The organism is Plesiomonas shigelloides (assembly GCF_900087055.1).
In the GTDB taxonomy this organism is placed as follows: domain Bacteria; phylum Pseudomonadota; class Gammaproteobacteria; order Enterobacterales; family CAMTGL01; genus Plesiomonas; species Plesiomonas shigelloides.
Genome location: NZ_LT575468.1, coordinates 3178726 through 3200656, shown reverse-complemented (window position 1 = coordinate 3200656; position 21931 = coordinate 3178726). Strand labels below are relative to the sequence as shown.

The window sequence follows — 21931 nt, the reverse complement described above, 5'->3', positions numbered from 1 at the left end:
ATTGGACGGAATTGTAGGTCTGGGCGATGCTTATTGCCAAGCACGATCTGTACTGTGACCGCACTGTGACAAGGAGCTTTTGAATGCATCACTCTCACCTGCAGCCGTTTGCCACCGATTTTCTGTGGGGCGCCGCCTCCGCCGCCTATCAAGTGGAAGGGGCGTGGAATGAAGATGGCAAAGGGCCATCGGTCTGGGATCTGTTCACCAAAATTCCCGGCACCACGTTTCAAGGCAGTAATGGCGATGTGGCGGTCGATCACTATCATCGCATGGAAGAAGATGTGGCGCTGATGGCCGAAATGGGCCTGAAAGCCTACCGTTTCTCGGTCAGCTGGCCACGCATTTTCCCGACCGGGCGCGGTGCGGTGAATGAAGCCGGTTTAGCATTTTATGAGCGCCTGATTGATGCGCTGCTGGCGCACGGCATTGAGCCGGTGCTGACCTTATATCACTGGGATCTGCCGCAAGCGCTGCAAGATGAATACGGTGGCTGGGAAGATCGGCGCATCATTGCCGATTTTGAGCACTATTGCGTAACGCTGTACCGCCGCTTTGCCAACAAGGTGAAATATTGGGTATCGCTCAATGAGCAGAATTTTAATCTGACTAATGCCTACTTGCTGGGAACCCATCCGCCAGCGGTGCAAGATAGGAAACGCTTCTTTGCCGCCAACCATATTGCGTTTTTAGCCAATGCCTCCGTGATCAAAGCGTTTCGCCAGCATGTGCCGAACGGTTTGATAGGCCCTAGCTTTGCCTATTCGCCGGCCTATCCGGCCTCGGCGGCGCCAGCAGATATTCTGGCTTATGAAAACGCTGAAGAGATGACTAACTACTGGTGGCTGGATGCGTATTGCTATGGCCGCTATCCACAGGCTTCGTTGGCGTGGCTGCGTGAGCGCGGTGAGGCGCCGCAGATTTTACCGGGTGATTTAGAGCTATTGGCCGAAGGTAAGCCGGATTATATCGGGGTCAATTACTACTATACCCTGACCTATACCGATAACCCGCTCGATGGGCAGACGCTGCAGCGCATCAATAACACTGGGCGCAAAGGTACCACGCCATCTAGCGGTGTGCCGGGGCTGTATCGCACCACGCCGAACCCACATCTGGAGACCAGTAACTGGGATTGGGCCATCGATCCGACCGGTCTGCGCATTGCGCTGCGCCGTTTGGCCTCGCGCTATCACTTGCCGATGATGATCACCGAAAACGGTCTGGGTGAGTTCGATAAGCTGGAAGCGGATGACAAGATCCACGATGACTACCGCATCGATTACTTGCGCAGTCACCTGCTGGCTTGTCAGCAAGCGATGCAAGATGGCGTGCAGCTACTTGGCTACTGCGCTTGGTCATTTACCGACATTTTGAGTTGGCTCAATGGATATCAAAAACGCTACGGCTTCGTGTATGTGGATCGGGATGAGCAGTCGCCACGCACCTTGCGCCGGATCCGTAAAGACAGCTTCTTCTGGTATCAGAAGGTGATCCAATCCGCGGGCGCAGCATTACATGACCGTGTTGAGTGACCCCTATTCACGCAGCGCAGTCGGCCCATGAGCATGATCTCTACCAATGAGTATGTGGCCTGATTCAACAGGCTATTTTTCCCCGCCACCCGGCGGGGCTTTTTTTAGCATATGGCTTTATCGGTGCACGGTAGTGACGTGTGATCTGTAAGAGATCCAAAGTCGAAGACGATCTTGCCAAAATGACGCCCTGAGTCGAGCAATTGATGCGCGGCCGCCGCCTCATGCAGAGGGAAGGTCTGATAAATTTGTGGTTTAACTTGTCCACTTTCGAGCAGTGGCCATACGTGTTGTTTTAATTGCGCAATCAGTGCCGCTTTTTCTTGTGGAGTACGAGAGCGCAGCGTTGAACCTGTATGGGTAAGCCTTTTTTGCAGTAACGGGAACAGATCGAGTTGGCGAGCGGCGCCCGCTACGATGCCGATTTGGATGATACGCCCATGCATGGCGGCAGCGGCATAGTTACGCGCAACATAATCACCTCCAATAATATCGAGAATGATGTCGGCCCCATGGCCATCAGTGGCATGGAGTACGGCCTCAACGAAGTCCTCTTCTTTATAAAGTATGGCGACATCGGCACCGAGCTTTAGGCTGGCATCTCTGTTTTCCGGTGAACCCACCGTGGTAATGATTTTGGCCGCACCAAAAGCTTTAGCGAGCATGGTCGCTGTAGTGCCAATGCCTGACGCACCACCATGAATCAAAATGGTATCACCGGGTTTAAATTGACCCCGTTCAAACATATTGGTCCATACGGTCATCAATGTTTCAGGTAATGCGGCGGCATCGACAAAGCTCATTCCAGCAGGAAGCGGCATCGTATTGCTTTCGTGGGCAACACTGTATTGTGCATATCCACCGCCTGGGATCAGCGCCGCGACCTTATCTCCGATATTGAGATGAGAGACGCGATCACCTTTGGCCACGATGATCCCAGATACCTCTAATCCTGGAATATCGGTGACGCCGGCCGGTGCCGGATACAACCCTTTGCGTTGCATAGCATCAGGACCATTGATCCCCGCAGCATAATGGCGAATCAACACTTCATCACTTTTGGGCTGTGGTGTCGGGCGAGTGGTTAATTGCAAGACATCAGGTCCGCCCGGCTGGGTAATTTCTACGGCGTACATCGTGGCGGGAAGAGTAAAAGATTGTGGATGCGATTGTGGGTACATAGTGGGCTCCGATAGTAATTCGACCGCGGTAACGGGATCTCGTTGGTAGACGACGATAGTAGAAACTACCGATGAATAAACGCAGTATTAGCCCTAACCGATAATGCAAAAATGCATCTTGACGAGGAGATGTAATGAATTGGGATGATGCCAAGATTTTTTTGGCGCTATATCGTGAAAGGAGTTTGCGCGCTGCGGCGCGTGTCGTGGGGGTTGATCAAGCGACGATAGGTCGGCGTATTGCGGCGATGGAGCATGGATTGGCGGCCACATTGTTTTTGCGCACCTCGCAAGGCTATGTGTTGACCCCTGTGGGAGAGACGGTATTAGCCAGTGCCGAGCAGATGGAGTTGGCGGCTATGGATTTTGTCCGAGCCGCTCAAGGGGTGGATAACCGGTTGGTGGGGGAGGTGAATGTTGCGACCACCGATACGCTCGGTATCGATTTTTTACTGTCTGCGCTGCGTGAGTTACATCGGCATCATCCAGATATCCGGGTGATCCTCAATACTTCGACACAGGTGGCCAATCTGACCTTGCGTGAGGCTGATATTGCAATCCGCTCGGTGAAACCAACCAATCCCGATCTGATCATTCGTAAACTGGCCTCTTGGCCGATAGGCTTGTATGCCTCGGCCGAGTATTTGGCCCGCCAAGGAATGCCTGAGCAAGGCAATGGTTTTGCGGGCCATTCGCTGGTGGTTTACGAGCCACATTGGCAGAATTCTCGCACGCTAACGATGCTTGATGAACCGGCGGATGGGGCGAAAATTGCCGCTGGCGTTAATACCAGCTTAATGCTGCGTCACGCGCTGATGACGGGATTGGGGCTAGGTGAAATTGCGGTACCGCTGGCTGAGCAAGTCGGTTTGGTGCGCGTTTGGCCAGAAAGACAGTTACAAAAGCCTTATGAGGTGTGGTTAGTGATGCATCGAGATGTGCAGCATGCCGCGCGGGTTAGGGCGGTCATTAAGGCCATTGAAGTATCATTTGCGGCTATGTTCTAAATGCCGTCATGGCTTGTATTTCATGAGGCGCTTAGCGCAGTTAAAAGGTGACTCTACATGACATCACTACATGATAGTAATAATGATGAGAGTCGCCTTATTAACGTTCTTAGTGTGTGCTATCAACAAGAGGTCAGGGCGTCAAATTATCCCGTGAGCCACGAGGCTTATTTTTTGGCCTCGACGGTATTCAGTTTGGCTTGATGCACTTTTTTATGCGTGGCGGTTTTGTGGTGTTTTACCACCGCGCTGTGATGTGTCGTATGGGCTGGTGCTTTTTCTGGCATTTTCTCTGAGCCAGTGGCGGCAAAGCTCATGGCGGAAGACAGACTAAATACGGCGGCAACGGCGGTTAAGTAAATCTTTTTCATCTTTGAAGCCTTATGCGAAATATTATTGTTAAATAAAACTGCTCTTCTTACGTCTTCTTACTTTTACGTCTTCTTGCGAGGTTGCGAACACGGCGATCGCTCGGTGTTGGCAACGGCGAGAATGTATGCGCTCGGTTGCTTAGCTGCACGCGAATATTGATGTCGGACTGTAACCCTGCATGTCGATATTTGACTGATAATGGCTCGCATTTTCGGATTTATGCAGGATGAATAGCCTAATTAGCTCACGCTGTTTACCAAGTGCTTTATTTATCAAGTTGGGGCTATGCAGTGCTGCTGCATTAAAGGTGTTTCCGGCGTAGCGGCAAAATTTACAACTCAATAGCCGGCAGAATGAGGCCAGAAAAATTAATGTTCTCGGGTGGGAATGTTTTAAAAAACGGGCGGTCAAAATGCGGTTTTGGCTTAGATTTTAGTGTTGATTTTTGCTCACGTTTATTGCGTTTTATCGGCGCACTATTTGGGGGGATTATGAATGGGGGCGATGATGAATAGGTTGTCTTACGGGAAATAAAAAAGCGCCGTTACTGGCGCTTTTTTGGGGTATATCAAAACAGCTTGGCTTATTCGATATTCTGAATTTGCTCACGCATCTGCTCAATCAGCACTTTCAGCTCGACGCTGCAACCGGTGATTTCAGCATTGATGGATTTTGAACCCAAGGTGTTCGCTTCGCGGTTGAACTCTTGCATCATGAAGTCCAGACGACGGCCCACGGCTTCGTTCTTTTTCAAAATCGCGCGGGTTTCTTTCACGTGTGCTTCGAGGCGGTCGAGTTCTTCGGCCACATCCAGACGCTGGGCCAGCAGTACCAGCTCTTGCTCCAGACGGTTGTTGTCGGCCTGCACTTGCGCATCTTCCATCTTGCTTTGCAGACGCTCACGCTGCCACTGCAGCACATCTGGCATGTGACTACGCACGATCGCCACTTGGGCGCTGACGCCATCCAGACGCTGCTCAATCAGTGCTTTGAGTGCGCTACCTTCACGTTCACGGGCGGCCACGAACTCATCCATCGCTTGTTCAAAACCGGCCATTAGGGCGGCAGAAATCGCATCCAGATCTTGTTCGGCGGCGGCCATAACACCCGGCCAGCGCAGCACTTCCAGAGGATTGATGGTGCCTTCACCGCTGGTTTGCTGTACCCACTTTGCGGCGGCCATCAGCTGACGCGCCAGTTCTTCATTAATGGTCAGGGTGCTTTGTGCGGCCGGGTTGGCATCAAAGCGCAACGCGCACTCTACTTTCCCGCGGGTCAAACGCTGACGGATACGCTCACGCAGTACCGGCTCCAGAGAACGAAACTGCTCCGGCAGGCGCAGGTAAGTTTCCAGATAGCGCTGGTTTACGGAACGGATCTCCCAGGCGGCGGTGCCCCAGTCGCCTTTAACTTCGTTGCGAGCGAAGGCTGTCATACTACGGATCATGCGCGTGTATCTCGTCATCAAAATGAATGTCAGGCGATTATAACCCAGTGGCTCTAAGGCGTCAGTGCCAATCTCCGCGCGGGATTAGGCATCGGCGCCACAAATCCGTATAATGCGCGGTCAAACGATTTCCCCTGATACCTGATTCCCGATTAAGGAGGACGCGATGCGCCCGGCAAACCGACTGGCTTCGCAGGTTCGACCGATTACCCTGACCCGCAATTTCACCAAACATGCCGAAGGTTCGGTGCTGGTGGAGTTCGGTGAAACGAAAGTGCTGTGCACCGCGACCGTGGAAGAAGGCGTCCCTCGTTTCCTCAAAGGCAAAGGACAGGGCTGGGTCACCGCCGAGTACGGCATGCTGCCACGTTCGACCCACACCCGTAACCAGCGTGAAGCGGCCAAAGGCAAGCAAAGCGGCCGTACCATGGAAATCCAGCGTCTGATTGCGCGCGCATTGCGTGCGGCGGTAGACCTGACCGCGCTCGGTGAATACACCATCACTCTGGATTGCGATGTGATCCAAGCTGACGGTGGCACCCGCACCGCCTCGATTTCTGGTGCTTGTGTGGCTCTGGCCGATGCGTTGAACGCGCTGGTGGCTAAAGGCGCGCTGAAAGCTAATCCAATGAAAGGGATGGTGGCTGCGGTGTCAGTGGGCATCGTGGATGGCGAAGCACTGTGCGATCTGGAGTACGTGGAAGACTCCGCCGCCGAAACGGATATGAATGTGGTGATGATGGAAGATGGCCGCATGATTGAAGTGCAAGGCACCGCCGAGGGCGAACCATTCTCCCATGAGGAGTTGCTCAGCTTGCTGGCGCTGGCCAAGGCCGGCATTGCCGACATTATCGCCGCGCAGAAAGCGGCGCTCAGCGAATAATAAGAAAAGCGGCTTGATAGCCGCTTTTTTTTCGCCTGTTGCTATGTCTGATAAATCACGGCCGGATAAATCAAGGCACTGCCGATGTGCCGCATTAGATCTAGCAAACAGCGCGACAGCTGTTTTTGAAATGAACTATTGCTTTTGTAATGACTTAGTTAGGCGCAGCGCCGACAGGCGGCTGTGGCCGTGCATCACATCAACATCGTAACCGGTAACAAGGAAAGAGCATGAAAGCCTATCAGCGTGAGTTTATTGAATTTGCCCTGCGCAAGCAGGTACTGCGTTTTGGTGAGTTTACCCTCAAGTCCGGTCGCAAGAGCCCGTACTTCTTCAACGCTGGGCTGTTTAACACCGGTCGTGATTTAGCGCAGCTGGGGCGCTTTTATGCGGCGGCACTGAATGAATCGGGCGTCGAGTTTGATTTGCTGTTTGGCCCGGCGTACAAGGGTATTCCGATTGCCACCACCACCGCCGTGGCGCTGGCCGATCACTACGATCGCGATGTGCCGTATTGCTTTAACCGCAAAGAGGCCAAAACCCACGGTGAAGGCGGCAATCTGGTTGGTAGCGCGCTGCAAGGCCGCGTCATGCTGGTGGATGATGTGATCACCGCCGGTACCGCGATCCGTGAGTCGATGGAAATCATTGCCGCAAATCAGGCATCGCTGGCTGGGGTGATGATCGCCCTCAACCGTATGGAGCGCGGCCAAGGCGAGCTGTCAGCGATTCAGGAAGTGGAGCGTGATTATGGCTGTCAGGTGATTGCCATCATTACCTTAAACGATCTGATTAGCTATCTCGAAGAGCAAGTGGCCAGCCAGCCAGAGTTAGCCCCCCATCTGGATGCGGTGCGGGCTTATCGCGCAGAATATGGTGTGTAACTCGCACATGTAAAATAAAAAAGGCAGCCGATGGGCTGCCTTTTTCGTTGCGGCTGACGTGAAGGCGGGTACGCCATGGTTTAGGCGAAGCCTTCGCGCAATACCGTTGATGCTAGTGCCTTATTCTGGTGCATTATTCAGAGGCATTCGCCACAGTTGATGGCGGTTGCAGGGCGGGGCGCGCCAACATAAAAATCGCCAAGGTCAGCAGATAAGCTGCAGTAAAGGTGGGCAGCCCTAATGGGGTGAACAGGCGATTGAGCGCTGCTTGCACTAGCACTGTCACTAAGGTGGCGAAGATGGCTAACCATAAGCGCACTGGCGAACGTAGATAAAAGACGCGGCCAATGGCCAGCGCACTCAGTACCGGCGAAAAGCCGTACAGGCCGGTCAAAATCGAATAGGTATCGGCACCAAACAGGCGCGCCACGGTGGTGGCCAAAATCGCCCCGCCCAGCGTCGTCAGTGCCATCGCCCGTGAACGCCACGCCAAGCCAATTAAAATCAGCACGCCACTGACAGTATTGTTGAGCAAAAAGACTTGGGCAATGTTGCGGATACTGGCCTGAAACAGCATCAACAGAGTGACATGGTTTTCATCGGGATGCTGCACGGCGGCGGATAACACATGCAGATGCACCCCCGAGAGGTTATAACCGGCCAGCAACAGCATCCAACTGATCAGCACAAACGGCAAGGTAGAGCCGGGCACGCCCCAGCTGCGGGTGACCGATTGTTTAATTGCACATTCGGCAATCGGGCACAGCATCGCGCCGGAGATCAGCAGCACCCACATGAGTGGTGACGGGATGAAAAAGGTGGTCACCGTGATCCCAACCAAGATACCGTTAAAGCCGTGCAACCCTTGCGCGATGTCGTTATCGTCCAAGTGCAAACGGGTAGCCATCAAGGTAGATACCGTAAGGCCAACGATCGCGCCAAGGAGAGTATAAGGGGTGCCGTTTTGCAGCGCCGCAAAGGCAATGGCGAGTAAGAAAAAAGCGCCAGTGATGGCATTGCCGGCAAAAAAGACCTGTCCAGCACCGCGCAGTAGGGTACGAAGAAACTGATTGAACATGATGCTCACGTGTTGGGTGTTGACCAAAAAAAGGCGCAAAGACCAGCTTTGCGCCACCATAACTGTCGATAACGGTGATGTTACGGCTCTTGCTCGTCGCCTTGAGTGAGCCGCTGTCCGAGTAGCGTGCCAATGCCGGCGGCAGCTAATCCGGCCAGCAAACTGGCAGCGATATAGCACAGGGCCGTGCGAAAGGTGGCCGGGTTTTGCACCAAGGTCACCGCGGCATAGACAAAGCTGGAGAAGGTGGACATCCCACCCATGATGCCAGTGCCGACCAGCAGGTGCACATGTTCGTGGATCCGCAGGCGCTGACGACTGCCGGTGGACAAACCGAGTAAGAACGAGGCCAGCACATTGGCAAGGAAAATCGCCAATGGGAAATCACCGGCGTGGGTCGGAAACCCCAGCATAAAAAATTCGCGGCACATGGCGCCAAACGCGCCACCGACAAAAATCAGGATCACCAGATTAATCATGGTTGCGTTTCCCTCTTATGGCATCGCCAGCCAAGCACCCAGCGCGGCGGCAGCCATGCCTAGTGCGGTGGAGGCTGTTAAATAGGTCAATGCCAGCAGCGTTTTGTTATTTTGAATCAGGTGTGAGGCTTCCAGCTGCATACTGCTGAAAGTGGTGTAACCGCCCAAAAAACCGGTAATGATGGCCGCATTCACTGGCGTACCAATACGCGACGCCCAATCAACGCCAAATAACACGCTGAGAAACCCAATCACAAAGGCACCAAAAATATTGATGGTGAACGTGGCCAGCGGAAAGATCCCCTGGTAGCGGCGTTTAATTTGCACGCTAAACACGTAGCGCAATAACGCGCCGAGGCCGCCGCCTAAGCCGACCCACATCATGTCGAATGCAGTCACGAAATGCTCCTCGAAGTGATGGCATACAGGCGAGAAACAGCATGTACAGACCGCTGACACAGATGCCCAAGAATAATCTGAGTATTATTTGGTGTGGCGGCGGCGATAGCGACGTGAAACCTGTATCCGTTTATTAAAATTAGTAATCAAATACAACGCGCGGCAAACCTCGTGCGCAAAATTGAGAGCCTAAGCATGGATGTGGGGGAAAATAGCTCGCCAGTCGAGGATAAGACACCAACAACAGTGGCAGAGAGGCGGGTGCGGTAGATAGGGAGGCTGTAAGGTGTGTATGTATCTCGCAGAGAGACGTGACCGGCGGCAGTCCGCCGGTGCAGAGGTTCGCGCAGGCACGTAGCGTGGACTCAGCCGAGCTCCGCGGTCAGCAGTTGCCAGCGAATATCGAAATCTTGCGTGGGCAGATAGCGAAACTCGGAGCGAACAAAGCGTGACATCAGACCTTCACAAAACGCCAGTAACTGGCTAGCCAGCAGACCTTCGTCTTGAGCAAAGCCTTTGCCCTCGCGCAGTTTACGCTCGCGCATCACCTGACGCAGCTGGGTTTCAATGCGCTCAAACAGTTGATTGATCCGGTTTTGCAGCCGGTCTTGTTCAAACATGAGGGCATGACCGGTCAAAATACGGGTCAGCCCCGGGTTTTTCTCGGCAAAGCCTAGCAGCAGCTGAACGATTAAGCGCAGGCGCAGCAGGGTGTCTTTTTCATCTGTCAGGATCAGGTTGATCCGCGACATCAGGCTCTCTTCAATAAACTCGATCAGCCCCTCAAACATCCTGGCTTTACTCGGGAAATGCCGGTAAAGCGCCGCTTCCGAAACCCCGACCGTGGCCGCAAGGCGCGCGGTGGTGATCCGTTGTGACCCTTCACTGGACTCCAGCATTTGGGCTAGCGCCTGAAGGATCTCTTCTCGACGGTTTTTCTTATTATTTCCTGCCATTAATCGCGGTTCCCTTAAGACCAAAAGCCATCTGATGGGCCTCAGATGGCTGAAAATCAAAGCACCAGGGTAAGGCCGGGTACGGTGGTGTCAGTGTTACTGACGACCGGTATGGCCAAAGCCACCCGCACCACGTTCACTCTCGGCAAAATCGGTGACCAGATTGAATTCGGCCTGCACCACCGGCACGAACACCAGCTGTGCCAGACGTTCACCCGGTTCAATCACAAAGGTCTGCTGGCCACGGTTCCACACCGATACCATCAGCTGCCCTTGGTAATCGGAGTCAATCAGACCGACCAGATTGCCGAGCACCACACCATGCTTATGGCCAAGGCCAGAGCGCGGCAGGATCACGGCGGCTAATGACGGGTCACCGATATGAATCGCCAGACCGGTGGGCACCAGCACGGTGTTGCCCGGCTCCAGCGTAATGGCATCATCCAGACAGGCACGCAGGTCCAGACCCGCAGAGCCTTCAGTGGCGTAAGACGGCAGCGGAAATTGATCACCGATGCGAGAGTCGAGAATTTTCAGGTCTATTTTTTTCATGAGAGCGTATTGTTTGCTGTATGCCGGTAGAGCCGGACGATGTTGTCCATCAGTTGCTGGCCGAGAGCGGCCTTGCTGTCCAGCGCCAGTGAGTGTTGCCCGTCTTTCCAGAATAGATGCAGGGCGTTCTGATCGGCGTTAAAGCCTTGTCCCGGTAGGGACACGTCATTGGCACAGATCAGATCCAGATTCTTGCGGGCGAGCTTGTCGCGCGCATATTGTTCCACATTCTGGGTTTCAGCCGCAAACCCCACCACAAAGGGGCGCTGGGTGGTCATTGCACCAACGCCGGCCACAATGTCAGGATTTTTGACCAGCGTCAGGCTGATTTCGTCACCGGCTTTTTTGATCTTTTCCGGCGCGACGCAGGCGGCACGATAATCGGCCACGGCAGCGCAGGCAATAAAAATCTGGTGATGTGTGACTTCGGTCATCACCGCACTTTGCATTTGCAACGCGCTTTCCACATCAATGCGCTTAACCCCGGCAGGGGTTGGCAAATTGACCGGTCCGCTGACTAAGGTGACCTTGGCGCCACGTGCGGCGGCGGCGGCGGCAATCGCATAGCCCATCTTGCCAGAGCTGTGATTGCTGATAAAACGCACTGGGTCGAGCGCTTCGCGAGTTGGGCCGGCGGTGATCAGCACCGCGATGCCGGCTAAATCTTGTTGCTGGGCAAAGTGCTGGCTCACGCGTTGGCACAGCTCGGCTGGCTCTAACATGCGGCCTGGGCCGACATCACCACAGGCTTGCGCCCCTTTGGCTGGCCCCCAAATCAGCGCACCACGAGCGGCCAGTTTGGCGATATTTTCTTGGGTGACCTGCGCTTGATACATCTGCTGATTCATGGCCGGTGCAATCGCCAGTGGCGCGCTGGTGGCCAGACACAAGGTCGTTAGCAGGTCATTTCCCATACCCGCCGCCATGCGCGCCATCAGATCGGCGGTGGCCGGTGCCAGCAACACCAGATCGGCCCATTTGGCCAGCTGGATATGCCCCATGGAGGACTCGGCAGCCGGATCTAACAGATCATCAGCCACAGGGTGTCCGCTGACGGCTTGTAAGGTCAGTGGGGTAATAAAAGCTTTGGCGGCGGCGGTCATCACCACCCGCACTTCTGCGCCTTGCTCACGCAGGCGGCGTACCAGCTCCACACATTTGTACGCTGCAATCCCGCCGCTGATCCCGAGCAGGACTCGTTTATTGGTTAATGCACTCATGGCCGATTTCCGCCTCTGGCAAATTGGCTACATCACGTTGACTCAATGCGGCACACTTTACCACATCCGTCGGTGTTTGCGCTTCGCCCACCGGGCTTGCGCCGTGAAGCCGCGTACGTGGGCCGCTCTCTGGGCGCAAGTTGCGGTCAGTCTCGCAGCTTTTTGCCGCGGCGATCGCACACGCAGTCGAGATCTTCTACAACCTATCAGCGACCGATTACGGCCAGTATTAACCGTATATCGTCAAGACGCGTATTTTCACCGATGCAGGGAATGCCACAGATGACGCATGTTCCATTAAAAGCATTGCCGATGGCCGAGCGACCACGGGAGAAATTATTACAACAGGGGGTCGGTGCGCTGAGCGATGCCGAGCTCTTGGCGATTTTCCTGCGCACTGGTATTCAAGGTTGTAACGCGGTCGAACTGGCGCGGCGTCTGCTACGCGATTTTGGTTCGCTGCGCGCCTTACTGGCGGCAGACCAGCTGACGTTTTGCCGCCAGCATGGATTAGGTGAAGCCAAATATGTGCAGTTGCAGGCCAGTATCGAAATGTCACGCCGCTATTTGGCCGAGAAGTTGCAGCGCGACAGTGCCTTGAGTAGCCCGCAAGACACTCAGCAATATCTGCAAAGTTGCTTAAGCAGCCGCGAGCGCGAAATTTTTTTGGTCCTGTTTTTGGATAATCAGCATCGGGTGATCAAAAAAGAGGAGTTATTTGCCGGAACATTTAATAGCGCCACCGTGCATCCCCGTGAAATAATCAAAGCGGCACTGGCATGTAATGCAGCGGCGCTGATTTTGGCGCATAACCATCCCTCTGGCGTTGCTGAGCCCAGTCGAGCTGATCGGCAAATTACGCGTCAGATTCAAGATGCCTGTGCATTGGTGGAGATCCGCGTGCTCGATCATGTGGTGGTTGGCACCGGTGAAACCGTTTCGTTTGCGGAGCGGGGGTGGATTTAGCGTAAATTAATAATAAAAAGAGCATGGAAAATTGCATGATTGATAATCAGCATCAGCCACACCCATATGATAAATCTCATATTCGTCTGTCATATATCACGCACTTTTACTGCAACCAAACCAATATTGACTCGGTTACCGAGCTACTGCGCCATTATGAGCAGTATGATCCGGCCTTGCTGGATGTGATTGAATTTGTGATTGTGGATGATGGTTCACCGGTTGAATACGAGATCCCGCAGCTGAATCTGAACATCACTTGGCTGCGTATCAATGAGGATATCCAGTGGAATCAGGCCGGAGCCCGCAATCTGGGGGTCACCTATGCGAAGTCCGATCGGATTGTACTGTCTGATTTAGACCATATTTTCCCGCCTGAAACACTGCATTATATGGCGTACCGTCGTCATCCGGGGCGCAGCTTTTTTAAAGTGTACCGAACCGATGAGCAGGGCCAGCGGCAGACCGGCCACTCTAATTTATTTTACATGTCACGCGCACGCTTCATGCGTTTTTTTGGCTATGACGAAGATTTTGCCGGTCACTATGGGGCGGAAGATTACCGCTTCGTGAAGTTTCAAAAGCACCACGGCTCGCGGCAACGTTATTTGCCGGCGCGGTATCGCTGTTTTGAGCGGCAAAAATTAAACCGCAAGACCTCCTACCACAGTTTGAACCGCAGTTTGGCCTACAATACGCCGGTGGATGCGCGTAAAAAGCAGGAAATTGAGCAACACGGACGGGAATTTGGCCACAGTCGACTGTTTTTAAATTTTACTTGGCACGTGAAAGCGGTATTCTTACGCCCAGCCCCAGTAAAGCCATCCCACAAATTGTGGAAGCATCTTTGGTGGTTTAGATACTTGTCGGGGTATCTTGCCCGTTAACGGCAGATCCTTTCTTGATCCTGAGGGTGACTGCCTCTTGAGCAATGGCAAGATATCTTGTACAATCCCCGACCTTTGAGAATCACGGGTAAGGCACGTTGCCTGACGAGGTAGCCTTAACCTAACGACGCTCGAGCTGATTTGATTTTTGGAGAATTGACATGTCCCGAGTATGCCAAGTAACTGGCAAGCGTCCGGCAGTCGGTAATAACCGCTCTCACGCGATGAATGCGACTCGTCGTCGCTTCCTGCCGAACCTGCACACTCATCGCTTTTGGGTAGAAAGCGAGAAACGTTTCGTATCCCTGCGTGTTTCCACCAAGGGTATGCGTATCATCGACAAAAAGGGTATTGAAGCTGTTCTTGCTGAACTGCGTGCCCGCGGTGAGAAAGTGTAAGGAGCTGACTCATGGCTAAAGGTATTCGTGAAAAGATCAAGTTGGTGTCTTCTGCCAACACTGGTCACTATTACACCACTACTAAAAACAAGCGCACTATGCCTGAAAAACTGGAACTGAAAAAGTTCGATCCAGTTGTTCGTCAGCACGTAGTGTACAAAGAAGCAAAAATTAAATAATTTTTCTTCTCTGACTTGTCAAAAACCCAGCTTCGGCTGGGTTTTTTTATGTCTGCGATTTGGCCTGCGCGGAACATTTGCGTGTGGCGTGCGCTTTATGATGGGTTTGCTAAGATAGGGCGCATGTTGTTTGCACCTATGTTATCCATACCTTGGATGATAAGTGGTCGCGTGAAAAAGGATCGTTGTGATGCCTGAGTTGCCGGAAGTCGAAACTAGCCGCCGCGGCATTTTGCCGCATGTTTTACAGCAAACCATTGTACAGGTGGTGGTACGGCAGCCGAAATTACGCTGGCCGGTGGCCCCGGAGATCATGGCGTTGTCTGGCCTGTGTGTGACGGCAGTGGAGCGGCGAGCCAAATATTTGCTGTTGCAAATCAGTCAGCCTGCCACCTTGCAGGCGGTCGGATGGATCATTATCCATTTGGGCATGTCGGGCAGTTTACGTGTGGTGCCGGCCGGTACGCCACCGGCGTTGCACGATCATGTGGATGTACAACTGAGCAACGGGCGGGTATTGCGATATAACGATCCGCGCCGTTTTGGCTGTTGGTTGTGGAGTGAGACGCCGCTTTCACATGCATTATTGGCCAAATTGGGGCCAGAGCCGCTGAGTCCGGAATTTAATGCCGAGTATTTGTATCAGCGTAGCCGTAAACGGCGTACTGCACTGAAGGCGTGGTTGATGGACAATCAGGTAGTGGTCGGTGTGGGTAACATCTACGCCAATGAGGCCCTATTTCAATGCCGTTTGCATCCCATGTTACCGGCGCATTCGCTGACGTTGGCGCAATGTGAACAGTTGGTGAGCGTTATCAAGTCGGTGCTGACGCACTCGATTGAACAAGGTGGCACGACGCTGCGTGATTTTACCCAGCCCGATGGTCGCCCCGGTTACTTTGCGCAAACCTTACAAGTATATGGCCGCGCGGGTGAACCCTGCCGCGTGTGTGGTACCCCAATTGAAAGCGTGCGGATCGGCCAGCGCAACAGTTTTTATTGTCCACATTGTCAGCCGGTACCGGCGCAAGCGCCTGTAACGAAAGCGCCGGTCACGAAAGCATCGACAGCAAAATGATCTACAGAGAACGTCTTTACGGATAAGTGACCGCATAGCTCGTGTGAGCGAGTTTATCGGTCATGTTAACGTCAGATGGCGCTCAGACACCGGGGGCATGCGGCGGAGCCAGCCATGCTCCGCCGTTGTGAGGTCGTCGTGGGTTTAACGTGCAGGTGTTCGAGTATCGAGACGGCTTAGCGGTAAGTTTGTTTATGGCGCAGAACATCAAGGACGGCTGCCGGTACAAATTCGCTGACATCGCCGCCGTGTAAGGCGATTTCACGCACTAGAGTGGAAGAGATAAACGACCACTGTTCGCTCGGTGTGAGAAAAACGGTTTCCAACTCGGGCATCAAACGGCGGTTCATATTGGCCAATTGATGCTCGTAATCAAAGTCGGTGACGCCACGCACGCCACGCAGTAGCACCGTTGCGTGCTGCGCTTTGGCCAAATCGACCAGCAAGCCTTTAAAGCCGATAACCGTCACATTGGGGAGTGCGGCTACAGACTGGCGCAGGAGTTCAACCCGCTCATCCAGCGTAAATAACGGTTGTTTGCTTGGGCTGGCCGCTACGGCCACGGTGACTTGACCAAACAAGCGGCTGGCGCGCTGGATTAAATCCAGATGGCCATTGGTGACCGGATCAAAAGTGCCGGGGTAGATAACGTTCACACTCATCATTTATTTCTCGCTACCAGACAAAGCGGTATCCAATAGAGTTAATAGTCGCGACAGCGCACCTTGATTTTCCTGCATGAAGGTGAGTGCTTGCTTACCTTGGCGGGCAGCCAGTTCAGGCTGTTGCAAACGCTCGTTGACGGCTTGCTGTAAGCTACGCGCATCACTGACGCGTGTTAAGCCGCCGGCTTCTTCCAATTGCTGACAAATTTGCGCAAAGTTGAAGGTATGCGGCCCCATTAAGACCGGTAAGCCATAGGCGGCGGGTTCGAGCGGGTTATGTCCGCCGCGTTCAATCAGGCTTCCGCCGACAAAGGCCAGATCAGCCACGCCATACAGCACCATCATTTCGCCCATGGTATCACCTACCACTACTTGCGTTGTCGCCGTGACCGGTGCTTGGCTGCTGCGCGTGATACTTGAAAGTTGGTACTTACTTACTAATTCATGCACGGCAGTAAAGCGCTCGGGATGACGGGGGACTAAAATGAGCAGCAGATCTGGAAATGCAGCAAGCAGTGCTTGATGGGCTTGCAAGATAGCGCTTTCTTCGCCGTCATGGGTGCTGGCGGCAATCCACACGGGGCGCTGCGCCGCCCATTGTGCTCGTAGCGTGGTGGCGGCGTTTTGTTGCTCCGCAGTGACGCTGATATCAAACTTGATGCTGCCGGTTACGGTTAGTTGCGCCGCGGGCAGACCGAGTGCGATAAAGCGCTCGCCATCGGCAGGTGTTTGAGCGGCGATATGGGCAATTCTGGGTAATAATTGCGCCATAAAGCGCCGGATTTTTCCGTAACCGCGGGCCGAACGTGCAGACAGCCGTGCATTGGCAATCACTAACGGGATCCCGCGTCGGTGGGCATGCCAAATCATATTTGGCCACAGCTCGGTTTCCATCACGACGACTAATTTAGGTTGTAGATGACGATAAAAACGGCGCATGGCATCCGGTAAATCATACGGCAGATACAGGTGCTGCACGCTGTCACCGAATGCTGCGCGGGCGCGCTCTGAGCCGGTCGGCGTCATGGTGGTGACTGTGATCGGCAATTGTGGGTAACGCTGCTGCAGCGCTCGAACTAAAGGGACTGCGGCCAGTGTTTCGCCGACCGATACCGAATGCAAAATAATGCCGTGTTGTGATACCGGAGTTCGGTACAGGGCATAGCGCTCGGTCCAGCGACGGCGGTACGCCGGTGCTCGGCGGCCACGCCACCACAGACGCAATCCAATCAGCGGCTGGAGCACATAGAGCAGCAAGGAATAGCAAAATCGGAGCATGGAGTACCTGTTGTTGGTGGCCGGGGTAAAAATATCAGGGTGATCAATTATAAGGTACAATAAGCCACTGGGAAGGCGTGATTTATGCCTCAACCTCCGGTGCCTGCGTATCATGGGTACGAGTGGGTGTGCGTAACGTACGTGAGATAACATAACGATACGCCAGTATAGATAAGTAATAAAAGACAGGAACACCATGAAATTCAGCGGATTGGTCATCACCTTTAACGAAGAAAAAAATATTCAGGCTTGCTTGGCCTCGTTGCAGCAGGTGTGTGATGACATCGTGGTGGTGGACTCCGGCAGTCAGGACCGCACCTGTGAATTAGCGCGAGCCGCTGGTGCGACCGTGGTGACCAGCGTGCCGTTTCTCGGTGATGGGCCACAGCGTAGCCATGGCTTGCCGTTTTGTCAGCATGATTGGGTGATCAATCTGGATGCCGATGAACGTTTAGATGATGATCTCGTGGCCTATCTGCAGGGCACCGATGTGTCTGCGCTGGGTGTAGATGCGATAGAAAACCGCCGTAAGAACTATATTGGGCAACGGACAACGCCATATGCGGGTCAATATCCCGATTATATTTGCCGTATTTTTAACCGCACTCGTACTGATTTTTCACCGGTATTTACTCACACACGCATTATGGCGCGTAACACGCGCAAGATTGATCAGCACGTAATCCATTATTCGTATGCCGATTATCAGGATATGTTTGCCCGTTGTGTCAAATACGGTCACTGGCAAGGACGTACGCTGGCGGAGCGCGGTAAGCGGGTACAAGGCTGGCAGCCGGTGGTACACGGGGTGTGGACGTTCATCCGTTTATACGTGATTAAGCGCGGTTTCTTAGCGGGGTTAGATGGTTTTTCTATCGCCAAAGCCAAAGCGGTGAGTTCATACCTCAAATATGCCGTAGCGTGGGAATTACAGCAAACCGAGCAACAGACGAACAGATAAGATAGCGGCAGTATTTTTGTCCATCTTCATGGCGTATTCATAGTGTAAAAAAACGGGGGAGCATAGACGGATGCTCCCCGTTGTTTATGGAGTATCAGAAAAAACTCAACGCCAGTTTTGTACCTTTAGCACGCTAAATACTGCTCGCACGCTTGTGTGCGAGTGAACCGGCTAAGATCTACCGTGGATAAGTCTACCGGATGCGCCACAATTTCTCGCATCGCGTTAGCCAGTGCCGCAGCGGACATGTCGCTGGCCAGACCGCGCTGTAAGTCACCGACTAAAATCTCCTTTGGTCCGCCCGGACAAGGGGAGCTGATCACTTGCGTTTGGCAGGCGAGCGCTTCAACCAGCACGTTGCCAAACCCTTCACAATCGGAACTTAGCACTAAGGCGCGTGCGGCGCGCAGGTAGCGGTATGGGTTATCTTGAAAGCCCAGATAGCGTACTTTTTCGCGAATACCTAATTGCTCGGCTTGCTGGTTGATGGCCTGCACGGCCTCGTCACCGCCGTTGCCCAGTAGCACCAGCGGTTGTGATAAACCACTTTGGGCATAAGCATCGAGCAATCGGTCATGGCGTTTTTGTGGGTGCAAACGGCCGACATGCAGCAAGAAATCTTCGCCATCCAGTGGACAAGGCGCGGCGGCGTGCTGGCGGATGCTGTCGAAGTCAAACGGATTGTAGATCACTTTTTGCGCAGCCGGTACCACCGCAAACTCTTGGCATAAGTCATCCAGCACTGCTTGGGAGACGGCGATTAACTGCTTATGTTGATAGGTTCTGGCCATGCGCCACCGCTTCCACCAATGGGCGAAGCCTTGCTTGTGTGCCAGATAAGACAGAGAAAGCATGCTATGGATGCAGAACCATAGCTGTTGCGGTTGTAGGCTATGACAAAGAGATACAATTCGGTCAGTTTTCGGCAAATTGGAAAATACGCGATCAAAGACCCCCAAATCCGCTTGTAGCTGGGTAATGGCATGATCCAGCTGTTTGGCACGGCGGCGCAATTCACCAAGTTTGCGCAGTGGGCCGCGCGCCTGATCCGCTACGACCTGATAGTTAAGGCCTACGGGAAGAGAGTAGTGACACACATCGCGCAGGGAAATCAGCGTCACTTTATGCCCTTGCGCCAACATGCCTTCGGCTAAGGTCAGCACCACACGTTCGGCGCCGCCCCCCGGTAAGCCATCAATAATAAACAGAATATTCTGGCTCATTTATGTAGCAGCTCCCGGTACAAGTTGATCAGCTTTTCGGACATCTTTTGTGGTGAACAATCCAGTATTTGCTGGCGTGCGGCCTCACCCATGTTTGAGCCGAGCGCTCGCGGCGGTAATTGGCTGATGGCTTCTTGAATCGCGGCGGTATCCAACGCATCGGTCACAAAACCCTGTTGGCCGTTTTGAATAAATTCGGCGCCACCACAATGCGTGCTGGTGATGACCGGTAAACCGCAGGCCATCGCCTCGAGGATCACGTTAGGGAACGGGTCATAGCGTGTTGGCAGTAACAATGCATCGGCTGCGTGGTAAAAAGCTAAGACATCGCGCTGCATACCGAAAAAGTGAACTTGATGCTCAAGGCCCAAGCTGCGCGCGAGGGCGCGGTAACGTTGTTCGGCTTTGTCCTTACCAATCACCAACAGATGCCGTTGACTGCCTTGTAGCGCGGCGATAGCGGTAGCGAGCCCTTTGCGCTCAAAGCCGGAGCCGACGTAAATCAGATAGCTAGGCTCACTTGGCAGCCCTAAGTGGGCTATGGCTTGTTGGCGTTGTAGCTCGGTGGCGGGCACGAAGCGCGTGCTATCAATGCCGTTGTAAATCACGTGGATTTTTTCATCCGCCACCCCAAAATCGGCCATAATTTCTCGTTTGACCATTTCGGCATTACAAATCACCGCTTGCAGCTCTGGTGCAGTGAACATCTCACGCTCGGCTTGCAGTACATAGCGATGATAGGGGTCGGCGTACAGCAGTTTGCCGCGCCAGCCGGGCAGGGTACGACAACGCTGTTCTAAGTAGCGACGATGGACGCCATCACCTGCTCGGTATAAGCCACAACCGGGAATGCGCTCATGGCTTTGCACCAAATCAAAGCCTTGCTGTGTCCACAGCGCCCGCGCAGCATGGGCAAATCCACGTTCGCGGCTAATCCGGCCCCATTTCGGGGGATTACAGATGTGAATGTGCCAGTTAGGATTGACGGCATCATTCCACTGGCGGGTGATCACATTCAGTTCGATGTTTTGTCCTGATAACGCGGTCAGGGCGCGTGCCACAAAGCGTTCAGCGCCGCCATCAGGACGGTATTTTTGCCGGACGAGGGCAAGGCGGAAATTATCCATGTAAAAGCTCTCTGGCTGCCTGGATCACATCTTGACTGGGGATCAGATCCAGATAACGTTGTTCGGTGTGGGTATCAATGCTGTCCGGATCTGGCAAGGTGCCGTAATCTCCGGCCCAGAATACTTTCCCCTTGGCTTGCCACGGACGCCAAAAGTGTAGTTTAGTCGGTCCAAATAGGGCGATCAGCGGCGTTTGTAGCGCCGCGGCCATGTGCATTGGCACGGAATCAACACCGATAAACAGCGCGGCGCGGTCAATTAGGGCGGCGAGCTGAGGTAAGGTCAGTTGGCCGGAGAGGCTATAAGGCTGCCCCTGTCGGCACAGGGCTTGGATCTCCTGCACCATCTGCTGTTCACGGGCATCAGGACCACTGGTTAAAATAACAGCATAACCATCTTGCTGGAGCGCATCGATGACTTCGGCAAAGCGAGCATTTTGCCAACATTTAAAAAACCAGCGTGCAGAAGGCTGGATCACCACATACGGCTTATCAATCCCTAAGTCGTGGCAGCGTTCGACAACCTTGGCACTATCGGTAGGCGCATACGCCATGGTGACTTGTGCGTTCTGTGTGGGCAGTTGTAGTGGTGCTAAGATAGCCAGATTTTGCTCCACGGTGTGCATCTGCTGCAGTGGCTGGCAATCAATCAAAGTGGTGTGGCAGTGTGACCATAGCCAGCCACGACGTTTAGGCAGATCGAGGCCAATTCGCTGCGGCGCACCAGTAACGGCGGTCAGTATGGCACTGCGCCATTGATCGGCCAGATTAAGCACCAAATCGTAGCGTTGACGGCGTAGTTGGCGCAACAACGCGAACTCTTCCGCCAGTTGTCGACGAACACCCAATTTTTTCCATTGCCGATCGATGACCCGCAACGTATAAATGGCCGGATGTTGTGCCAGCATGGGCTGGGTTTCGCTATACAGCAGTACATCTATTTGTGCAGACGGATAATTGTCGTGCAAGGTGTTGATGACCGGCGTCAGCAGTAGCATATCGCCATGGTGGCGCAGTTTGATCACCAAGATCCGCTCAATAGAGTCAGAATGAGCTTGGCGCGCAGATTCGGTCGTGTGTGCTGAGTTAGGCATGCAAAATCATCACTGTGAGACATGACAAAAAAGCGTAAACTAACGCTTTGTATGCGAGGCAACAGGCGTTGGCTCGTTGGTCA

The 21931-nt window shown here is 53.6% G+C and carries 23 protein-coding genes and 1 pseudogene; 10 read left to right on the top strand and 14 right to left on the bottom strand.

The features are described from left to right. The first annotated feature begins 83 nt into the window (after window positions 1–83). A complete protein-coding gene (locus NCTC9997_RS14260; protein ID WP_064978303.1) occupies window positions 84–1535 on the top strand; it encodes a glycoside hydrolase family 1 protein in 1452 nt (483 codons plus the stop codon). Between the two features lie 104 nt (window positions 1536–1639). Here the strand turns inward: NCTC9997_RS14260 and NCTC9997_RS14255 are convergent, their stop codons facing one another. Then, on the bottom strand, window positions 1640–2716 hold the full coding sequence (locus NCTC9997_RS14255) for an NAD(P)H-quinone oxidoreductase (RefSeq protein ID WP_082935571.1): 1077 nt from the start codon (window positions 2714–2716) through the stop codon (window positions 1640–1642). Window positions 2717–2850: 134 nt separating this feature from the next. Between NCTC9997_RS14255 and NCTC9997_RS14250 the strand changes: the two genes are divergently transcribed. After that, the gene (locus NCTC9997_RS14250; protein ID WP_064978302.1) at window positions 2851–3723 is read left to right on the top strand and encodes a LysR family transcriptional regulator; all 873 of its coding nucleotides are present in this window, start codon (window positions 2851–2853) and stop codon (window positions 3721–3723) included. 167 nt (window positions 3724–3890) lie between these two features. Here NCTC9997_RS14250 and NCTC9997_RS14245 read toward each other — a convergent pair whose 3' ends face one another. Then, window positions 3891–4094: a hypothetical protein gene (locus NCTC9997_RS14245; protein WP_064978301.1), complete on the bottom strand. Its 204-nt coding sequence runs from the start codon at window positions 4092–4094 to the stop codon at window positions 3891–3893. A gap of 584 nt (window positions 4095–4678) precedes the next feature. Next, window positions 4679–5542, bottom strand: a complete 864-nt coding sequence (locus NCTC9997_RS14240; RefSeq protein WP_010864928.1) for a YicC/YloC family endoribonuclease — start codon at window positions 5540–5542, stop codon at window positions 4679–4681. Window positions 5543–5708: 166 nt separating this feature from the next. On the opposite strand from NCTC9997_RS14240, the gene rph reads away from it, so the two are divergent. Next, window positions 5709–6425, top strand: a complete 717-nt coding sequence (gene rph, locus NCTC9997_RS14235) for a ribonuclease PH (RefSeq protein WP_039046090.1) — start codon at window positions 5709–5711, stop codon at window positions 6423–6425. A 230-nt stretch (window positions 6426–6655) separates the two neighbouring features. Then, window positions 6656–7309 (top strand): orotate phosphoribosyltransferase, encoded by a 654-nt coding sequence (gene pyrE, locus NCTC9997_RS14230; protein ID WP_047708917.1) that lies wholly within the window; start codon window positions 6656–6658, stop codon window positions 7307–7309. 133 nt (window positions 7310–7442) lie between these two features. Here the strand turns inward: pyrE and NCTC9997_RS14225 are convergent, their stop codons facing one another. From NCTC9997_RS14225 to coaBC, 6 genes are all read right to left on the bottom strand, one after another. After that, entirely contained in the window at window positions 7443–8387 is a 945-nt protein-coding gene (locus NCTC9997_RS14225; RefSeq protein WP_064978528.1) for an urea transporter, read from the bottom strand. Window positions 8388–8467: 80 nt separating this feature from the next. Continuing rightward, window positions 8468–8866: a CrcB family protein gene (locus NCTC9997_RS14220; RefSeq protein ID WP_010864924.1), complete on the bottom strand. Its 399-nt coding sequence runs from the start codon at window positions 8864–8866 to the stop codon at window positions 8468–8470. Window positions 8867–8881: 15 nt separating this feature from the next. Then, window positions 8882–9265, bottom strand: coding sequence for a fluoride efflux transporter CrcB (crcB, locus tag NCTC9997_RS14215; protein WP_039046088.1), 384 nt, complete (start codon window positions 9263–9265; stop codon window positions 8882–8884). Window positions 9266–9630: 365 nt separating this feature from the next. Next, window positions 9631–10221 carry a nucleoid occlusion factor SlmA gene (slmA, locus tag NCTC9997_RS14210; protein ID WP_010864922.1) on the bottom strand — a complete coding sequence of 197 codons (591 nt, stop codon included), beginning with the start codon at window positions 10219–10221 and terminating at the stop codon, window positions 9631–9633. A gap of 96 nt (window positions 10222–10317) precedes the next feature. Next, window positions 10318–10773, bottom strand: coding sequence for a dUTP diphosphatase (gene dut, locus NCTC9997_RS14205; RefSeq protein WP_010864921.1), 456 nt, complete (start codon window positions 10771–10773; stop codon window positions 10318–10320). After that, complete coding sequence (gene coaBC, locus NCTC9997_RS14200; RefSeq protein WP_064978300.1) at window positions 10770–11993, bottom strand: bifunctional phosphopantothenoylcysteine decarboxylase/phosphopantothenate--cysteine ligase CoaBC; 1224 nt, start codon at window positions 11991–11993, stop codon at window positions 10770–10772. The genes dut and coaBC overlap by 4 nt, the downstream gene beginning before the upstream one ends. Window positions 11994–12275: 282 nt before the next feature. Between coaBC and radC the strand changes: the two genes are divergently transcribed. The 5 genes and pseudogenes from radC to mutM all read left to right on the top strand — a co-directional run. Continuing rightward, the gene (gene radC / locus NCTC9997_RS14195; RefSeq protein WP_010864919.1) at window positions 12276–12959 is read left to right on the top strand and encodes a RadC family protein; all 684 of its coding nucleotides are present in this window, start codon (window positions 12276–12278) and stop codon (window positions 12957–12959) included. A gap of 35 nt (window positions 12960–12994) precedes the next feature. Continuing rightward, complete coding sequence (locus tag NCTC9997_RS14190; RefSeq protein WP_010864918.1) at window positions 12995–13846, top strand: glycosyltransferase family A protein; 852 nt, start codon at window positions 12995–12997, stop codon at window positions 13844–13846. 161 nt (window positions 13847–14007) lie between these two features. Continuing rightward, complete coding sequence (gene rpmB, locus NCTC9997_RS14185) at window positions 14008–14244, top strand: 50S ribosomal protein L28 (RefSeq protein ID WP_010864917.1); 237 nt, start codon at window positions 14008–14010, stop codon at window positions 14242–14244. Window positions 14245–14255: 11 nt separating this feature from the next. Next, complete coding sequence (gene rpmG, locus NCTC9997_RS14180; protein WP_010864916.1) at window positions 14256–14423, top strand: 50S ribosomal protein L33; 168 nt, start codon at window positions 14256–14258, stop codon at window positions 14421–14423. A gap of 190 nt (window positions 14424–14613) precedes the next feature. Beyond that, a pseudogene (mutM, locus tag NCTC9997_RS14175) lies at window positions 14614–15438 on the top strand (bifunctional DNA-formamidopyrimidine glycosylase/DNA-(apurinic or apyrimidinic site) lyase); the annotation flags it as partial. 239 nt (window positions 15439–15677) lie between these two features. Here the strand turns inward: mutM and coaD are convergent. Together coaD and waaA are read right to left on the bottom strand one after the other, a co-directional pair. Beyond that, a complete protein-coding gene (coaD, locus tag NCTC9997_RS14170) occupies window positions 15678–16163 on the bottom strand; it encodes a pantetheine-phosphate adenylyltransferase (RefSeq protein WP_064978527.1) in 486 nt (161 codons plus the stop codon). Window positions 16164–16166: 3 nt separating this feature from the next. Further along, entirely contained in the window at window positions 16167–17444 is a 1278-nt protein-coding gene (gene waaA / locus NCTC9997_RS14165) for a lipid IV(A) 3-deoxy-D-manno-octulosonic acid transferase (RefSeq protein WP_064978298.1), read from the bottom strand. 196 nt (window positions 17445–17640) lie between these two features. Here waaA and NCTC9997_RS14160 point away from each other — a divergent pair, with 196 nt between their 5' ends. Next, on the top strand, window positions 17641–18405 hold the full coding sequence (locus NCTC9997_RS14160; RefSeq protein WP_064978297.1) for a glycosyltransferase family 2 protein: 765 nt from the start codon (window positions 17641–17643) through the stop codon (window positions 18403–18405). A 125-nt stretch (window positions 18406–18530) separates the two neighbouring features. On the opposite strand, the gene NCTC9997_RS14155 is transcribed toward NCTC9997_RS14160, so the two are convergent. Genes NCTC9997_RS14155 through rfaQ form a run of 3 tightly spaced genes read right to left on the bottom strand, consistent with a single transcriptional unit; the run spans window position 18531 to window position 21848 of the window. Beyond that, complete coding sequence (locus NCTC9997_RS14155) at window positions 18531–19628, bottom strand: glycosyltransferase (RefSeq protein ID WP_064978296.1); 1098 nt, start codon at window positions 19626–19628, stop codon at window positions 18531–18533. Then, window positions 19625–20755, bottom strand: a complete 1131-nt coding sequence (locus NCTC9997_RS14150) for a glycosyltransferase family 4 protein (protein WP_064978295.1) — start codon at window positions 20753–20755, stop codon at window positions 19625–19627. Before NCTC9997_RS14150 ends, NCTC9997_RS14155 begins: the two co-directional genes overlap by 4 nt. Continuing rightward, a complete protein-coding gene (gene rfaQ / locus NCTC9997_RS14145; RefSeq protein ID WP_064978294.1) occupies window positions 20748–21848 on the bottom strand; it encodes a putative lipopolysaccharide heptosyltransferase III in 1101 nt (366 codons plus the stop codon). The genes NCTC9997_RS14150 and rfaQ overlap by 8 nt, the downstream gene beginning before the upstream one ends. Window positions 21849–21931: the final 83 nt, after the last annotated feature.

Bases quoted from the DNA above. Each gene is read 5' to 3' on its own strand.
- NCTC9997_RS14260 (WP_064978303.1), top strand. From the start codon at position 84: ATGCATCACTCTCACCTGCAGCCGTTTGCCACCGATTTTCTGTGGGGC.
- coaD (WP_064978527.1), bottom strand. From the start codon at position 16,163: ATGAGTGTGAACGTTATCTACCCCGGCACTTTTGATCCGGTCACCAAT.
- radC (WP_010864919.1), top strand. From the start codon at position 12,276: ATGACGCATGTTCCATTAAAAGCATTGCCGATGGCCGAGCGACCACGG.
- coaBC (WP_064978300.1), bottom strand. From the start codon at position 11,993: ATGAGTGCATTAACCAATAAACGAGTCCTGCTCGGGATCAGCGGCGGG.
- rpmB (WP_010864917.1), top strand. From the start codon at position 14,008: ATGTCCCGAGTATGCCAAGTAACTGGCAAGCGTCCGGCAGTCGGTAAT.
- slmA (WP_010864922.1), bottom strand. From the start codon at position 10,221: ATGGCAGGAAATAATAAGAAAAACCGTCGAGAAGAGATCCTTCAGGCG.
- NCTC9997_RS14155 (WP_064978296.1), bottom strand. From the start codon at position 19,628: ATGAGCCAGAATATTCTGTTTATTATTGATGGCTTACCGGGGGGCGGC.
- dut (WP_010864921.1), bottom strand. From the start codon at position 10,773: ATGAAAAAAATAGACCTGAAAATTCTCGACTCTCGCATCGGTGATCAA.
- NCTC9997_RS14190 (WP_010864918.1), top strand. From the start codon at position 12,995: ATGATTGATAATCAGCATCAGCCACACCCATATGATAAATCTCATATT.
- rpmG (WP_010864916.1), top strand. From the start codon at position 14,256: ATGGCTAAAGGTATTCGTGAAAAGATCAAGTTGGTGTCTTCTGCCAAC.
- NCTC9997_RS14225 (WP_064978528.1), bottom strand. From the start codon at position 8,387: ATGTTCAATCAGTTTCTTCGTACCCTACTGCGCGGTGCTGGACAGGTC.
- NCTC9997_RS14255 (WP_082935571.1), bottom strand. From the start codon at position 2,716: ATGTACCCACAATCGCATCCACAATCTTTTACTCTTCCCGCCACGATG.
- rfaQ (WP_064978294.1), bottom strand. From the start codon at position 21,848: ATGCCTAACTCAGCACACACGACCGAATCTGCGCGCCAAGCTCATTCT.
- NCTC9997_RS14245 (WP_064978301.1), bottom strand. From the start codon at position 4,094: ATGAAAAAGATTTACTTAACCGCCGTTGCCGCCGTATTTAGTCTGTCT.
- NCTC9997_RS14160 (WP_064978297.1), top strand. From the start codon at position 17,641: ATGAAATTCAGCGGATTGGTCATCACCTTTAACGAAGAAAAAAATATT.
- NCTC9997_RS14220 (WP_010864924.1), bottom strand. From the start codon at position 8,866: ATGATTAATCTGGTGATCCTGATTTTTGTCGGTGGCGCGTTTGGCGCC.
- waaA (WP_064978298.1), bottom strand. From the start codon at position 17,444: ATGCTCCGATTTTGCTATTCCTTGCTGCTCTATGTGCTCCAGCCGCTG.
- rph (WP_039046090.1), top strand. From the start codon at position 5,709: ATGCGCCCGGCAAACCGACTGGCTTCGCAGGTTCGACCGATTACCCTG.
- pyrE (WP_047708917.1), top strand. From the start codon at position 6,656: ATGAAAGCCTATCAGCGTGAGTTTATTGAATTTGCCCTGCGCAAGCAG.
- NCTC9997_RS14250 (WP_064978302.1), top strand. From the start codon at position 2,851: ATGAATTGGGATGATGCCAAGATTTTTTTGGCGCTATATCGTGAAAGG.
- NCTC9997_RS14240 (WP_010864928.1), bottom strand. From the start codon at position 5,542: ATGATCCGTAGTATGACAGCCTTCGCTCGCAACGAAGTTAAAGGCGAC.
- NCTC9997_RS14150 (WP_064978295.1), bottom strand. From the start codon at position 20,755: ATGGATAATTTCCGCCTTGCCCTCGTCCGGCAAAAATACCGTCCTGAT.